Source organism: Blautia wexlerae (assembly GCF_013300825.1).
In the GTDB taxonomy this organism is placed as follows: domain Bacteria; phylum Bacillota; class Clostridia; order Lachnospirales; family Lachnospiraceae; genus Blautia_A; species Blautia_A wexlerae_B.
Window position 1 is genome coordinate 25,453 of sequence record NZ_JAAIMY010000003.1, and the last position, 15,364, is coordinate 40,816.

Annotated in this window: 11 protein-coding genes and 1 CRISPR repeat array; of the genes, 10 read left to right on the plus strand and 1 reads right to left on the minus strand. The window is 39.9% G+C overall.

What is annotated here, in order from left to right; genetic code table 11:
• Nucleotides 1–84: 84 nt before the first annotated feature.
• The 8 genes from G4417_RS02480 to G4417_RS02510 all read left to right on the plus strand — a co-directional run bounded on the left by G4417_RS02480 (nucleotide 85) and on the right by G4417_RS02510 (nucleotide 11,715).
• A complete protein-coding gene (locus tag G4417_RS02480) occupies nucleotides 85–2,022 on the plus strand; it encodes a bifunctional UDP-sugar hydrolase/5'-nucleotidase (RefSeq protein WP_330598104.1) in 1,938 nt (645 codons plus the stop codon).
• A 249-nt stretch (nucleotides 2,023–2,271) separates the two neighbouring features.
• Nucleotides 2,272–6,348 (plus strand): type II CRISPR RNA-guided endonuclease Cas9, encoded by a 4,077-nt coding sequence (cas9, locus tag G4417_RS02485; protein WP_173682525.1) that lies wholly within the window; start codon nucleotides 2,272–2,274, stop codon nucleotides 6,346–6,348.
• Entirely contained in the window at nucleotides 6,345–6,923 is a 579-nt protein-coding gene (gene cas1 / locus G4417_RS17110) for a type II CRISPR-associated endonuclease Cas1 (protein ID WP_274597612.1), read from the plus strand. The genes cas9 and cas1 overlap by 4 nt, the downstream gene beginning before the upstream one ends.
• Nucleotides 6,920–7,207, plus strand: coding sequence for a CRISPR-associated endonuclease Cas1 (locus G4417_RS17440; RefSeq protein ID WP_334296870.1), 288 nt, complete (start codon nucleotides 6,920–6,922; stop codon nucleotides 7,205–7,207). Before cas1 ends, G4417_RS17440 begins: the two co-directional genes overlap by 4 nt.
• 38 nt (nucleotides 7,208–7,245) lie before the next feature.
• Nucleotides 7,246–7,551: a CRISPR-associated endonuclease Cas2 gene (gene cas2 / locus G4417_RS02495; protein ID WP_173682611.1), complete on the plus strand. Its 306-nt coding sequence runs from the start codon at nucleotides 7,246–7,248 to the stop codon at nucleotides 7,549–7,551.
• Nucleotides 7,548–8,216: a type II-A CRISPR-associated protein Csn2 gene (gene csn2, locus G4417_RS02500; protein ID WP_173682526.1), complete on the plus strand. Its 669-nt coding sequence runs from the start codon at nucleotides 7,548–7,550 to the stop codon at nucleotides 8,214–8,216. The genes cas2 and csn2 overlap by 4 nt, the downstream gene beginning before the upstream one ends.
• Before the next feature lie 72 nt (nucleotides 8,217–8,288).
• Nucleotides 8,289–9,044: a CRISPR direct-repeat array (repeat unit 36 nt; unit sequence GTTTGAGAGCAGTGCAAATTCGTAGGGGAATCAAAC).
• Nucleotides 9,045–9,098: 54 nt separating this feature from the next.
• A complete protein-coding gene (locus tag G4417_RS02505; RefSeq protein ID WP_173682527.1) occupies nucleotides 9,099–9,572 on the plus strand; it encodes an NADAR family protein in 474 nt (157 codons plus the stop codon).
• Nucleotides 9,573–9,591: 19 nt separating this feature from the next.
• Nucleotides 9,592–11,715, plus strand: coding sequence for a SulP family inorganic anion transporter (locus G4417_RS02510; RefSeq protein WP_173682528.1), 2,124 nt, complete (start codon nucleotides 9,592–9,594; stop codon nucleotides 11,713–11,715).
• A 20-nt stretch (nucleotides 11,716–11,735) separates the two neighbouring features.
• Here G4417_RS02510 and G4417_RS02515 read toward each other — a convergent pair whose 3' ends face one another.
• Nucleotides 11,736–12,638: a LysR family transcriptional regulator gene (locus G4417_RS02515; protein ID WP_173682529.1), complete on the minus strand. Its 903-nt coding sequence runs from the start codon at nucleotides 12,636–12,638 to the stop codon at nucleotides 11,736–11,738.
• Nucleotides 12,639–13,034: 396 nt separating this feature from the next.
• Between G4417_RS02515 and G4417_RS02520 the strand changes: the two genes are divergently transcribed.
• Both G4417_RS02520 and ttdA read left to right on the plus strand, forming a co-directional pair.
• Nucleotides 13,035–14,300, plus strand: coding sequence for an SLC13 family permease (locus tag G4417_RS02520; RefSeq protein ID WP_173682530.1), 1,266 nt, complete (start codon nucleotides 13,035–13,037; stop codon nucleotides 14,298–14,300).
• Nucleotides 14,301–14,445: 145 nt separating this feature from the next.
• Nucleotides 14,446–15,351, plus strand: coding sequence for a L(+)-tartrate dehydratase subunit alpha (ttdA, locus tag G4417_RS02525; RefSeq protein ID WP_008707380.1), 906 nt, complete (start codon nucleotides 14,446–14,448; stop codon nucleotides 15,349–15,351).
• Nucleotides 15,352–15,364: the final 13 nt, after the last annotated feature.

Genomic DNA, 15,364 nt, shown 5'->3' on the forward strand with positions numbered 1-15,364 from the left:
TTGTAAAATGGTTTCATGGTATCATTATCCTGCGGGAAGATAAATGATACTGCGGAACCATTTTTGATATTACAGGAGAATTTTATGAAATTATTAAAAAAAGCATTCGCATTCACATTTATATTTATGCTGAGCGTTTCAGGACTGACAGGATATCAGGTAAACGCCTCAGAGGAGCCAAAACATCTGGATATCCTGTTCACCCATGATCTGCATTCTCATTTGAACAGCTTTCAAACGATTGTAGACGGGACACAGCAGGAGACCGGCGGGTTTGCCCGGCTGAAAACATTGATCAATGAGCACGAGAAAGAGAATACAGATACACTCATATTGGATGGCGGAGACTTTTCCATGGGAACTCTGATACAGACTGTATATGACACAGAGGCCGCCGAACTGCGGATGCTTGGATATCTGGGCTGTGATGTGACAACTCTGGGAAATCATGAATTTGATTACGGCTCCGATGGTCTGGCAGATATGCTGAACGCCGCAGTCAGTTCAGGCGAAAACCTTCCCAGGATGGTTGTGTGTAATGTGGACTGGGATGCAATGAAAAAAGCCGGCTTCAGTGAAGGACAGAAACAGATTTATGAAGCATTTCAGACATATGGAGTAAAAGACTATACGGTAATTCAAAAAGGTGATGTAAAGATTGCAGTACTGGGTGTTTTCGGAGAGGATTCTCTGGATTGCGCTCCTACCTGCGAGCTTCTTTTCAAAGACCCGTCAGAAGCAGCCAGAGAAACAGTAGAGGAAATAAAAAAGAACGAAGATGTAGACATGATCGCCTGTGTATCACACAGCGGAACATGGGAGGACGAAAAAGTATCAGAGGACGAAATCCTTGCAAAGAATGTTCCGGACATTGATCTGATCGTCAGCGGACATACCCACACACAGTTGGCAGAACCAATCCTGCAGGGAGATACCTGCATCGTATCCTGTGGAGAATATGGGAAAAACCTGGGAACACTTTCCATGACTCAGAAAGAGAATGGACGGTGGGAAACGGATACCTATGAGCTTGTTCCGGTTACGGATGAAATCAAGGCAGATGAGGCCACACAGAAGAAAATAGATGAATTGTCAGATACTGTTGACACCAATTATCTTTCCAATTTTGGTTACACCAGAGAGAAAATTCTGGCAGAGAATGACGTTGAATTTAACAGCCTCAGTGAGATGGAAACAAAGCATGAGGAGTTAAATCTGGGAGATATCATATCAGATGCTTATGTATATGCAGTAGAGAATACAGGAGACTCTGACGGAGAAAAAGTAGATGTTGCAATCGTACCTGCCGGAACTGTAAGGGATACTTATACAAAAGGCAATATAACAGTGGAGCAGGTATATAATTCCTTCTCGCTGGGAACAGGAAAGGACGGACTTGCAGGTTATCCTCTGATCAGTGCATATTTAACGGGAAAAGAACTGAAAACAGTGGCAGAGGTAGATGCCTCAATTTCAGATTTTATGACAATAGCCAGATTATATTGCAGTGGAATGAATTTTACCTATAATCCCCACCGCATGATCTTAAATAAAGTAACAGACTGTTATCTGACAGGCAAGGACGGGGAAAGGGAAGAAATACAGGACGATAAATTGTATCATGTTGTCACCGACCTGTACACTGGCCGCATGCTTGGCTCTGTTCTGGACAAATCCTATGGTCTGATATCCATCGTCCCCAAAGATAAAAACGGCAATCCCATAGAGAATCTGGAAGATTATGCAGTCATGGATGGAAAAAAAGAACTGAAAGCCTGGGCTGCAATCGCAGAATACATGCAATCCTTTGAAGACACAGACAAAGACGGAATTGCAAATGTGCCGGAATATTATGATACAACACACGAAAGAAAAGTTGCCGACAACAGCAAAAACATCATAAATCTGGTAAAACATCCGAATAAATTTGCCGTAGCGATTGTGGGAATCGGTATTGTGGCTGTTGGGGTGATTCTGCTGTTGATCTTTGGGGTTGTAAAGATTATCAGAAGAAGGAGATAGCATTTCATTATAAACATTGCATGATCAACTGCTTTATCAGGAGAGTAAAGGGTGGATATGTGAAAAGCTATTTCTATTTTGGAAAAAAGAAAAAGACCTCATAACATAATATGAAGTCTTTAAATGCACACACTGTGCAACTGGAAAAACCAGTGAGTTGAGTTTACTTTTATTTGAACTCGCAGTGCAAATCCGTAGGGGAACTACGATTTGCATCTTTATAATAATATACGGGAGGAGAAATGTCAAATGGAAAAGAAAAGTAAAAAAATTTATCTGGGACTTGATATTGGAACTGATTCAGTCGGATATGCTGTGACAGATGATCAGTATAATCTTCTGAGAGTTCATGGGGATGATGCATGGGGCAGTGTTATATTTGATGCAGCTTCTTTGAGCGATGAAAGAAGAAGTCATCGTTCTGCAAGAAGAAGACTGGACAGGAGACAGCAAAGAATAAATCTGCTGCAGGAAATTTTTGCTAAAGAAATTTCAAAGGTAGATGCTCGTTTTTTTATTCGATTATCGGAAAGCTATCGTTGGAGAGCGGATGTTCAGGACCGGTATGTTTTTTTCAATGATGAGGAATATACAGATGTTCAGTATATGGGAGAATATCCAACGATTCACCATTTGATCTGTGAATTAATGAATAATAAGAATCCTCATGATGTGCGCCTGATATATCTGGCCTGCGCATGGCTGATAACGCACAGAGGACATTTCCTTAATAATCTCAATGTGGAAAAACTGGATGAAATCATGGATATCAGCTCAGTGTATCAAAATTTTATAAATTATTTTACTGAAAATGGATACAGAAGACCATGGGGTGAAATAGATGTAAGTGCTTTGTCAGAGGTATTGAAACAAAAAACAGGTGTAACGGTAAAAAATAAAGAATTACAAAATATTCTTCTGGAAGGAAAGAAGCCGGAAAAATCCGGAACTGAAGAGTTTCCTTTTAGCCAGGACAGTATCATACGACTTCTGGCAGGAGGGCAGTGTAAATTAAAGGATGTTTTTTGCAAAGAAGAATATCTGGATTTGGGATCAGTATCGTTGGGGATGGACGAGGAGAAGTTTGGTGAAATTTCAGGCAATATCGGAGAGGATTATGACCTGCTCATAGCATTACGTGGACTATATGACTGGAGTGTACTGGCAGATATTTTAAACGGTCATTCTGAAACGATTTCCACGGCAAAAGTACAGATATATGAGCAGCATGGGAAAGATTTACAGATATTGAAATATTTTGTCCGTAAATATGTACCTGATAAATACAATGAAGTATTCAGAAAAGCAAAAGCTGATAATTATGTGGCTTACACAGGTCACATGGATAAAGATATTGCAAGTCAGATTAAAAAGAAAGCAAAAGCAGAGGAGTTTTCAAAATATGTCTTGAAACTTATGAGTCCAATAAAGCCGGAGAAAACAGATTTACAGTCATATGAGGATATGTGTGAACGTCTGAAGCTGAATATCTTTTTGCCTAAACAAAAGAATACTGATAATCGTGTAATACCACATCAATTATATGAATATGAGTTGATTCGAATTTTGAAAAATGCATCCTTATATTTGCCTTTTCTTAATGAAGTCAGGAATGGAATCAGTGAGATGGACAAAGTGGTATCCATTTTCAGGTATAAACTTCCGTATTATGTAGGACCATTAAATAAGAAATCAGATTTTGCATGGATTTCACGTAAAGCCGGAAAGATTACTCCATGGAATTACAAAGACATGATAGACGAGGATGCCAGTGAGAATGCATTTATCAAAAGGATGACAAATAAATGCACCTATTTGCCAGGGGAAGATGTTTTGCCAAAAGATTCTCTATGCTATCAGAAATTTATGGTGCTGAATGAACTTAATAATCTTAAGATTGATGGGCGCAAAATCCCTGTTGAAGTAAAACAGGGAATCTATCATGAATTATTTGAAAAGAAAAAGAAAGTGCGGCGAAAGGATATTGAAGAATATCTTATAAGTAATAATTATCTGGCTAAGGGTTCGACAGAACTGATAAGCGGAATTGATGAGCAAGTGCATTCTTGTCTGTCATCTTATTATGCATTTCGAAATCTTTTGAGCAGAGAAATTTTATCTGAAAATGATGTAGAAAAAATTATAGAGAGGGCTTCTTATGCAGAGGACAAGAGTCGTGTAAAAAAATGGCTTAGAAAAGAATATCCTGATCTTTCACAGGATGATGTTCGCTACATCACTAAAATCAAAATTAAAGAGTTTGGAAAATTATCCAGAAAATTTTTAACAGAATTAAAAGGATGCAATAAGCAGGATGGAGAAATGACAACGATTCTGCGGATAATGTGGGAAACCAATGATAATTTAATGGAAATACTTTCGGATAAATATACATTTCGGGAAGCTGTGGAGATGTTTACACAGGAATATTACACCGGGAAAAACCAGAGTTTAAAAGAACGTCTTGATGAAATGCGTGTTTCCAATTCAGTGCGGCGTCCAGTTTACAGAACTCTTGCTGTTGTAAAAGATATTGAAAAGGCATTTGGAAAGCCAGATAAGATATTTGTAGAAATGACGCGTGGTGGACTGTCCGATCAGAAAGGGAAGAGAACAAAAAGCAGAAAACAGCAGATTCTTGAGCTTTACGCCAAATGTAGAGAAGAAGATGTACGGGATTTGAAACAGCAATTAGAATCTATGGGAGAGCGTGTGGACAGTCGCCTGCAGGGCGAGCATCTGTTCTTGTACTTTATGCAGTTTGGAAAATGTGCATACAGTGGAATGCCTATAGAACTGGAAAAGCTTATGTCTGGCTCAAAAGAATACGACATAGATCACATATATCCTCAGGCATATGTAAAGGATGACAGTATTATTAATAACAAAGTATTGGTATTATCAAAGATAAATGGAACAAAAGGTAATGTATACCCTATTAGTCCTGAAATTCGTAACAGAATGCAGGGACAATGGAATTGGTGGCATCATATTGGAGTGATCAGTGATGAAAAATATAAGCGTCTTATCAGGTCAACACCGTTTACAGATGATGAAAAATATGGATTTATTAATCGACAGCTTACAGAGACATCTCAATCTACAAAGCTAATAGCAGGCTTGTTGAAGGAAAGATTTCAGAACATAGACATTGTTTATGTAAAGGCAGGACTTGTTTCTGATTTTCGACACGAATTTGATTTGCCAAAGTCCAGAACTTATAATGACCTGCACCATGCAGTGGATGCATATTTGAATATTGTGGCAGGAAATGTTTATAATATGCGATTTTCAAAGAGATGGTTTAGTGTTGATTCAAAATATAGTATAAAAACAAAAACAGTTTTTTCTCATCCGGTGAATTGCCAGGGAACCATAGTTTGGGATGGAGCGTCGATGCTTGCAAAGGTTAAGAAAATCGCGAAGAAGAACACAGCACATTTTGTGAAGTTTGCTACATTTAAAACAGGAGGATTGTTTGACCAGAATCCAGTTAAGAAAGGAATCGGCTTGATTCCTTTAAAGGCGGGATTGCCTACTGAAAAATATGGCGGGTATAATAAAGCTGGTATAATGTTTTTGATGCCTGTCAAATATAAAATCAGGAAAAAATGTGCAATGATAATTATGCCGGTAGAATTGCTTCATGGAAAACATTTTTTAGAAGATGAAACATTTGCCAGAGAATATACGTTTAACAGATTAAAAAGTATTTTAGGCAAGAAGGTAGATGAAATTTCATTTCCGTTGGGTATGCGTCCATGGAAGATTAATACAATGCTATCGTTAGATGGATTCAGAGTATGTATTACTGGAACTGGAGGCAAAGGAAAATGTCTGGTGGCACAGTCGGTAATGCAGTTTTCTTCAGAGGATTGTTGGAAAGGCTATATGAAGAAGTTGGAAAAATTTACTGAAAAATTTAAGAAGAATCCTGATTTTATATATGATAAAGAATATGATAAGGTATCTGTAGAGGAAAATCAAAAACTTTATGAACTGTATATTGAAAAATTACAGAATACAATTTATAGTAAGCGCGTAAATTCACCAGTACAAATTCTCATGGATGGACAGGAACGGTTTGAAAAATTGAATATTAAAGAACAATGTGTGGTTCTGATGAATATTCAAACAGTATTTGGTCGTATGACAAGTGGCTGTGATTTGTCATTGATTGGTGGTTCGCCTAATAGCGGTGCAACAGTTAATTTCAGTTCAACAATATCAAATTGGAGAAAAAATTATTCAGATGTCAGAATCATTGATCAGTCACCATCCGGAATATGGGAAAAGCGTTCAGAAAATATATTGGAGTTATTATGAGTTGGAGAATTGTAGTAATTGAAAATCAGGCAAAACTGGATTATAAAATGGGATACATGGTCGTTAGAGGATTGGAAACCAAAAGGGTTTTGCTTGATGAAATTGGAATTCTTCTAATAGAGAATCCTGCAGTTTCATTAACTGGGATTTTGATTGAAGCATTAACAGAGAAAAAAATCAAAGTTATTTTCTGCGATCGGAAGCGAAATCCAGTAGCTGAGTTGATGCCTCATCATGGATGTCATGACAGTGCAGCAAAAATACGAACGCAGATTGTTTGGGAACAGAACATTAAAGATATTATCTGGAGAGATATTGTCAGTGAAAAGATTCGCAAGCAGTCAGAGTTTCTGGTGGAAATTGGAAAAATACAACAGGCAGGTATGCTGTCAGAATATGTGAAACAAGTGGAACTGGCAGATGCGACTAATCGTGAGGGACATGCTGCAAAGGTATATTTTAATGCACTGTTTGGTATGGATTTTACCAGAAGTGCAGATATACCTGCAAATGCTGCCCTTAATTATGAGTTCTATCGGCTATTAACCGGGAAGTCAGTGCAAATGGGTATTTGACACAGCTTGGAATATTCCATAACAACATGTTTAATCATTACAATCTCTCCTGTGATTTTATGGAGCCATTTCGTATTCTGGTAGACCGTATGGTATATAGTATGCAACCAACAAAATTTGAACAGGATGAAAAACATTTTATGTGGACTCTATTGGACCAGAAGGTTATGATTGACGGTCAGAATCAATTTGTAATGAATGCTATCAAAATATATACCAAAAGTGTTTTAGATGCGATTAATGATAAAGATTCTGCGGAAATAAAATTTTATAGTATAGTGTGATTTGTTTTGGAGAAAGAGATATGAGTGGGTTTCGGTTTATGAGAATGATAGTTTTCTTTGATCTTCCAACACTGACCAATGAGGATAAACGTAATTACAGGAAGTTCCGCAAGGTTTTAATCAAAAATGGTTTTATTATGCTACAGGAATCTGTTTACTGTAAAATGATGACCAGTCCATCTATGGAAAAATCCATGAAAAATATGGTACATAATAATAAACCACCTAAGGGATTAATTCAGACAATAACTATTACGGAGAAACAATTTGTAAAAATGGATTATATAGTGGGGGAATATACCAGTGATATCATAGATTCGGAAGAGAGGCTGATCATATTATGAAAATAATTTTATCTGAGATTGATCATATATTTGATTGTGCAGGTGGCCGATGCTGTAGCATAGTTATTGAAAATCAAAAATTATTTTATAATGTGATTCGAGATATTTTTAATCAGGTTCAGGGAGAAGAAGGGATAAGTGTGCTGTCAGAAGATAATAAGGTTCTGCCTATGGCGAAACATATTGAACTGATGACAAGGTTTGTACCATTTGATATGAATCAGAAAAATCTTATTACCAAAATGACGACAAGGATGCAGAATATTGCGATAGATGAGAGTCATTATATGGAAACAAAGGAAATGCTTGGAAAATGGGAGCAATACCTCATGAAATTATCATTGGATATGGTTGGATCTTTTGAATTTTCAAAAATATCAATTGAGACGTTGATTAAAGCTGCGGGAATTCGTGTAGATGATGATTATGACAATCTGGGAGAACAACTGCTAGATTACTTTGAATTAGTTCAGGAATATGATGGAAAAAAATTATTTATTCTGGTAAATTTGCGGAGTTATCTTTCTGATGCAGAGATGAATTTATTTCTGCAGAATATAATAGAAAGAGATATACAGATATTGATACTGGAAAGTAGCGAACATCCAATTCTTGAATGGGAATGTAGACATATTGTGGATGCAGATTTCTGTATTTTGTGTTAGTATAGGGGTGAGTAAATACAACTTGCGAAATTGCACAAGTGATTCGCAGATCATTTATTTCAAACATTTGAGGTTTGAGAGCAGTGCAAATTCGTAGGGGAATCAAACCACCGCAACAGTGACCTCTACATTTTTGTAGTTTGAGAGCAGTGCAAATTCGTAGGGGAATCAAACTCAAGGTAAATTATTATTCTGAAAACAAGGGTTTGAGAGCAGTGCAAATTCGTAGGGGAATCAAACAAAGTCAGCGCCAGCCCTTCCGCTTGGGAGGTTTGAGAGCAGTGCAAATTCGTAGGGGAATCAAACACGAATCAGCCACAACAGGAGATGCGTACTGTTTGAGAGCAGTGCAAATTCGTAGGGGAATCAAACTTACGGCTACAAACGCAAGGTCATGGCGGGTTTGAGAGCAGTGCAAATTCGTAGGGGAATCAAACCCTCATGAAGAAAATTGATTGTGAATATGGTTTGAGAGCAGTGCAAATTCGTAGGGGAATCAAACGGTGCTTGTTACACAGAGAAATATCACACAGTTTGAGAGCAGTGCAAATTCGTAGGGGAATCAAACTGTTTACCTCCTTTATCTCCTCTGTTGATGTTTGAGAGCAGTGCAAATTCGTAGGGGAATCAAACATTCACTTGAAGATGCAAGCGATGCAGAATGTTTGAGAGCAGTGCAAATTCGTAGGGGAATCAAACATATTATGGATGGAAATTATAGCTTAGCAGTTTGAGAGTAGTGCAAATTCGTAGGGGATTAAACTTCTGGGAGGGCGAATGGGCTGACGGGAAGTTTGAGAGCAGTGCAAATTCGTAGAGAAAATTAGAACAGTAGTTTATCTAAATTAAATGATTTTATAAAAAGAAAGCAGGTGAAACGCAATGAACGTTATATGTTTCCACAACCCGGATGAAGAAAATGGCTATTTAAGTAACTGGTATCTTAGTCATTTTACAGTCAAGGGAATAGATTTTTCGTCAATGGAGCAGTTTATGATGTATCAGAAAGCATGCCGCTTTCATGATGAAAAAATAGCTAATGACATACTTCATACAGATAATGTTGCTGAGATTAAGAAATTAGGTCGTAAAGTACATAACTATGATGAAAATGTCTGGAATGGTGTAAGGCAGCTTATTGTTTATGAGGGATTAAAAGCGAAATTCAGTCAAAACACAGACTTAAAACGACAACTTGTTGATACAGGTGATGCTGTGTTAGCTGAATGCGCAGTAAGAGATCAGATCTGGGGAATAGGTTTATCCATGGGAAATCCAAACAGGTTTGAGCGAAGCAAATGGAGAGGCAACAATCTTCTGGGATATGCGTTAATGTTAGTCAGAGAACAGTTATAAGTGGAGGAACACAAAACAAATGCACCTTGAGTTAGTCAAAACATTGCGAAATTACGACAGAAAAAATTTATCAAAGGACATCCTTACCGGGCTGATCATTATGGCTGTCTCGATCCCGATTTCCATGGGCTATGCCCAGATTGCGGGGCTTCCGGCGGTTTATGGACTGTATGGCTCTGTATTCCCGATCATTTTGTTTGGGCTGTTTTCCACATCGCCTCAGTTCATCTTCGGAGTGGATGCAGCACCTGCAGCGTTAGTCGGGGCGGCACTGGTGGAAATGGGAATCCAGAGTGGTTCGAAACAGGCAATGGCGGTTGTGCCGGTGCTCACATTTTTTGTGGCAGTCTGGCTGTTTGTATTTGCATTTTTAAAAGCAGGAAAACTGGTAAACTATATTTCCGCACCTGTAATGGGAGGCTTTATCACAGGTATCTGCACCACGATCATTCTCATGCAGGTGCCCAAATTAATGGGCGGAACTGCAGGAACTGGAGAATTGTCGGAGCTGGCAGAGCATATCTGGGCTACATTAGGGCAGATCAATTTGCCTTCCCTGATTTTAGGTCTGGTTTCTCTGGTCATCCTTCTGGTGATGAAAAAAATCCTGCCCAAGTTTCCTATGGTAGTAGTTCTGATGGCAGCAGGTGTATTATTATCCTATTTCGTCCCGATTTCCAACTGGGGAATCCGTACACTGGATGCAGTAGAACCGGGGCTGCCTGTATGGAGTATTCCTGATTTCTCTGCCATTGGTCTAAAAGAAGCGGTCATCTACAGTCTGTCAATTGCAGTAGTGATCATGGCGGAAACTTTACTTGGTGAGAATAGCTTCGCACAGAAAAATGGTTACAGGGTAAATGCTAACCAGGAGCTGGTAGCCTTTTCCATGGGAAATCTGGCAGCAGCTCTGACAGGCTGTTGTCCGATCAACGGTTCGGTGTCACGTACCGCCATCAGTGAACAGTACCAGGGAAAAACACAGTTGACCGGAATTGTTGCAGGAATTTCCATGATTCTTGTGCTTCTGGGAGCAACCGGGCTGATTGCTTATCTGCCGGTTCCTATGCTGACTGCAATTGTAATCTCCTCACTTCTGGGGGCAACGGAATTTGATCTGGCTGTACGTCTGAGGAAAATCAGCAAAAAGGAATGCCTGATTTACTGGGGCGCATTCTGGGGAGTGCTGACGCTTGGTACCATCAATGGAGTATTGATCGGTATTATTCTCTCCTTTGCCGAGATGATCATCCGTACTGCGAAACCGGCACGCTGTTTTCTGGGAGTGCAGCCGGGACACAGACATTTCGAAGATCTTACGGAAAGTCTGCATAACTGTGAGATTGAGGGAGTAGTGATCTACCGATTCAGCAGCAGCCTGTTTTTTGCAAATATAGATATTCTACAGCAGGATATTGAGAATGCCATTGGATCGGATACCAAAGCAGTCATTCTGGATGCCAGCGGGATTGGTAGCATTGATGTTACGGCTGCAGACAGGCTTGCAATTCTGTATCGTTCTCTGAAGTCAAGAGGAATTCGTTTCTACATAACAGAGCATATCGCTGAGCTGAATGAACAGATGCGCGCACTGGGACTTGGATTTATGATCGAAGAGGGACGTGTGCGTCGGACTATACATGTGGCATTGAAGGATATGGGAATCCATTATCCTTATCCTTTGAAGGGCAATGTAGATAATACAGAACGTTCTCCGTTCAGAAAGCGTGTGGACAACAGTGTACAGGAATTTGTCTGGGCTTTTGGTTCTGATTCTGAGGCAGAGATAGAGAAACAGATCCGTCTGCAGATTGAACAGCTGAAAGAGAACGGAGATATGCAGGAGCTGCTCCATGGTCAGTGGAATCATATGGATGAACTTGATGCAGATGCATGGATTGAGCATCTGGAAGAGCATATGAAAGAAATTGTAAAGATTTCCGGACAGGATGAACAGGAATTGACCGTACGTTTTGAGAAGCATCGAAAAAAACTCCGGGAACAGATGATGAAAGAGCATCCGGAGCTGGTGGCAATGTTCGAGGAGCGCAGGCGGCTTTTGGATGAGCAGCTTGAGAGAAAATGGCCGGATGTGTATGCTCTGGTCTTAAAACAGCGTGAGAAAGATAGCAGGTTAAAATAACAAGCAGTCTGGCATACAAATCAGAGCTTCTGAATCAGCGGATGTTCCCGGTAGTACATCCTGGTGAAGTTCAGGAATTTTTGCATATTGTCACTGATGTATTTCCCCTTTTTCCATACGATTCCGATTTTTATGCGGATGGGTGGACTGAGGGGAATTCCTTTTATGCCAGAAGAGGCAAATTTATCAGTCATGCTGGAATAGAGAAAGCTGCCATACTTGCAGGTCTTTACTAGCTGCAAAATGGTATAAATCTGGCTGCTGCGCATGACGATGTCCGGGACGTAACCGTCCGTTTCAAAGCGTGTTTTCAACAACTGGTTCTGTACGGAATCGGCATTGAAAAAGATCAAAGATTCTTTAGACATTTCTTTTGTGGTCACAACTTCTTTGTCTGCCAGTCGGTGGTCATCACTCACACAAAAAACAACCTGGTCGTTGGCCAGGAGAGCCTTGTTAAACTTATCAATATTATATTGTTCCATATTTACCAGAGCCAGATCCAGAGTGTCATCCTGTACCAGATTGCAGGCACGGACAGAGCCATATTCCTCCAGAACAACAGCGATTTCCGGATATTGGTCATGAAATGCGATGAGAAGCTCAGGAAAAAAGACGGTGCTCAGCATAGGCGGAATTCCGATACGAAGAGGGGGTTTTACTCTCGCCATACTGGAGTAATCTGCCTGAAGCTCAGTGCAGTACTGAAGAATGTAGGTAGCTTTGTTATAAAGCTCTTCGCCTTCCTGGGTAAGGATTAGACTGTTTCCTTTCCTATAGAAGAGACTGATACCGAATTCGATTTCCAGGTCACGGATGGCCACGGACACAGTGGGTTGAGTAACGTATAATTCCTCGGCTGCCTTTGTGATACTGTGGCAGCGGCTGGCTGTGCAAAAGTAACGGAGTTGGTTAAGTGTCATAAGTAATTTCCTCTAAGTTCGTTGTAGTGTGTCGAAATATGTCATTTCTATAGCAAGTATAGTATTTTCTGAAACTGCTTTAAGTTATCTTCAAATAAAAAATACCATATACCTATCATAATTTCCATATTTATTTCTAAAGTTTTCTTTAATGTAGTAATATTGCATAAAAAAAACCTGCTAAAATTGAGATTATAAAAATTTTTTATGGGGATATGTAATCCATTAATTTGTTTTTTTATACATGCATGATTTATAATAAACTCATCAAAGGAAACGTGCACGGCCGGTACCTTTCAAAAGAGATTAATACAAAAAAAGACGGATAAGTAAGACAAAAGCGAAGAGCAAAATAAAAAATGAAATCACAGAAAAAAGTGAAAGGAGATCAATAAAATGTCTCAACAAACAATCACACTGTTATTTCTTGTGTTTACGATCATTAGTTTCATCCTCGAAAAGATACCACTTGGGCTTACAGCTTCGATCTGTGCAATCGGATTGACACTCACCGGAGTAGTGGATGTATCTACAACGTTTTCACAGTATGTAAACAGTAACGTAATCCTTTGTGTCGGCATGTTTGTAGTAGGTCAGGCACTATTTGAAACAGGAATGGCAAATAAAATCGGAGGTCTGGTCACCAGATTTGCCAGAACAGAAAGAACATTGATTATTGCAATCATGGTAATCGTAGGTGTGATGTCCGGATTCTTATCAAACACAGGTACAGCAGCAGTGCTGATCCCTGTAGTCTGTGGAATCGCTGATGAATCCGGCTATTCAAGAAGCCACCTTTTGATGCCGCTGGTATTTGCAGCAGCGCTTGGCGGGAATCTTTCCATCATCGGTGCACCCGGAAACCTGATGGGTGTAAACGCACTTCAGGAAATGGGGCTTTCCACAAGCTTTTTTATGTATGCACCGGTGGGAGTCCCGATGCTTCTGGTAGGAATTATCTACTTCGTTTTCATTGGATACAGATTTCTTCCGGATGGAAAAGGGGCTGTAGGGGCAACTGTTGAAAAACAGAAAGATTTCAGTGATGTACCGAAATGGAAACAGACTGTTTCACTGGTAGTTCTGATACTTGTGATTCTTGCAATGATTTTTGAGAAACAGATCGGAGTCAGCATTGAGATTTCTGCATGCATCGGAGCAATCATTCTGGTGCTGGTTGGAGTTCTTTCAGAAAAAGAAGCACTGGCTTCCATTGATCTGAAAGTAGTATTCCTTTTTGGAGGATCTCTTACACTTGCTAAAGCCCTGGATACAACAGGTGCCGGTGAACTGATAGCAGATAAGATCGTAGGACTTCTGGGTGCAGACCCGAACCCGATCGTGCTTCTTCTGGTAATATTCATTGTAACCTGTGCACTGACAAACTTCATGTCAAACACGGCCACAACCGCACTGATGATCCCAATTGCAGTTTCTCTGGCAAACAACCTTGGTGCGGATCCGAGAGCTGTTGTTATCGCAACTGTTATCGCAGGCTCCTGTGCATATGCAACACCGATTGGAATGCCTGCAAATACTATGGTAGTAGGACTTGGAGGATATAAATTCAAGGATTACGTGAAATCAGGTTTACCGTTGATTCTGGTATCCTTCGTGATCTGTATGATCCTTTTGCCTGTTCTGTTCCCGTTCTATCCGTGAGAGGATAAACCATATGAGACGGAAGATTTTCCGCTTAATGTAAATGTATCAATAGAAATAAAGCAGAAAACATGCTGCTTTAGATAAATAACCCAAAATTAAAAGCCAAACAACCCTAAACCATTGAATGATCAGGAGGTAAATCATGACTAAGGAAAATGGAGTTAAAGTATTAACAGACATGGTAGCAGATTTTGTTGCCCATATTGGAAAAAAATTACCGGACGACGTAGTAACAAAACTGGAAGAGCTTGGTTCTCAGGAAAGCGCAGCACTTCCAAAAGTACTTTATGAGACAATGACTAAGAACCAGGGACTGGCTGTAGAGCTGAACCGCCCAAGCTGCCAGGACACAGGAGTTCTTCAGTTCTGGCTGAAATGCGGAACTAATTTCCCGTACATCAACGAGCTGGAAGCCCTTTTGAAAGAAGCTGTTGTACAGGCTACTTTTGCAGCACCATTAAGACATAACTCTGTAGAAACTTTTGACGAGTACAACACCAAGAAAAACGTTGGAAAAGGAACTCCGACTGTATGGTGGGACATCGTTCCAAACAGTGATAAATGTGAGATTTACGCATACATGGCAGGAGGCGGATGTACTCTTCCGGGAAAAGCAATGGTACTTATGCCAGGTGCAGGATATGAAGGCGTTACCGATTTTGTTCTTGATCAGATGACAACTTACGGACTGAATGCTTGTCCTCCGCTTCTTGTGGGTGTAGGTGTAGGAACATCTGTAGAGACAGCAGCCCTCAACTCCAAGAAAGCACTTATGCGTCCGATCGGTTCTCACAATGACAATGCAAATGCAGCAAAAATGGAGAAGCTTCTGGAAGACGGAATCAATGCAATCGGCCTTGGACCGCAGGGAATGGGCGGAAAATATTCTGTAATGGGCGTTAATATCGAGAATACAGCCCGTCATCCGTCTACAATCGGTGTAGCAGTAAATGTAGGCTGCTGGTCACACCGCCGTGGTCACCTGACCGTAAATTCTGACCTTACAGTAACCTGTGATACACATTCCACATGGAAATTCAACGCATAATCGGAGGGAAAAA

Coding starts and splice junctions, on each gene's coding strand:
- G4417_RS02510 (WP_173682528.1), top strand. CDS start 9,592: ATGCACCTTGAGTTAGTCAAAACATTGCGAAATTACGACAGAAAAAAT.
- G4417_RS02515 (WP_173682529.1), bottom strand. CDS start 12,638: ATGACACTTAACCAACTCCGTTACTTTTGCACAGCCAGCCGCTGCCAC.
- cas9 (WP_173682525.1), top strand. CDS start 2,272: ATGGAAAAGAAAAGTAAAAAAATTTATCTGGGACTTGATATTGGAACT.
- G4417_RS02480 (WP_330598104.1), top strand. CDS start 85: ATGAAATTATTAAAAAAAGCATTCGCATTCACATTTATATTTATGCTG.
- cas2 (WP_173682611.1), top strand. CDS start 7,246: ATGAGAATGATAGTTTTCTTTGATCTTCCAACACTGACCAATGAGGAT.
- G4417_RS02505 (WP_173682527.1), top strand. CDS start 9,099: ATGAACGTTATATGTTTCCACAACCCGGATGAAGAAAATGGCTATTTA.
- cas1 (WP_274597612.1), top strand. CDS start 6,345: ATGAGTTGGAGAATTGTAGTAATTGAAAATCAGGCAAAACTGGATTAT.
- csn2 (WP_173682526.1), top strand. CDS start 7,548: ATGAAAATAATTTTATCTGAGATTGATCATATATTTGATTGTGCAGGT.
- G4417_RS02520 (WP_173682530.1), top strand. CDS start 13,035: ATGTCTCAACAAACAATCACACTGTTATTTCTTGTGTTTACGATCATT.
- ttdA (WP_008707380.1), top strand. CDS start 14,446: ATGACTAAGGAAAATGGAGTTAAAGTATTAACAGACATGGTAGCAGAT.